Here is a 234-nt window from a genome sequence, read left to right as displayed (position 1 = left end):
CCCTCACGACAAAGCCACGGAGTTTGCAACGGAACATCAGCCCCAGAATCCCACAAACCGAACATGCCCAGCCCTTCCCTCAAGGCATCAGGCATCGACAGCGCAGAGAGCCAAAAAACCTGAGTCTCAGCCACACTGATACCACTGGACTGCCAATAACGTTTCTTATTGAAGTCAGAAATCAGATCCTTGGTGATGTACTTCCCGATGTACTTGGCAATCTTCTCTGTATGG

At 50.4% G+C, this 234-nt stretch carries 1 pseudogene; it reads right to left on the bottom strand.

What is annotated here, in order from left to right:
* Positions 1 to 234: pseudogene (locus SJH88_RS19720) on the bottom strand (hypothetical protein); the annotation flags it as partial.

The sequence above is a fragment of the Comamonas sp. GCA5 genome (assembly GCF_036541385.1).
Classification (GTDB): domain Bacteria; phylum Pseudomonadota; class Gammaproteobacteria; order Burkholderiales; family Burkholderiaceae_C; genus Comamonas; species Comamonas aquatica.
Note: the sequence above shows the minus strand (reverse complement) of the source record. Positions and strands in the feature narration are given on the sequence as shown.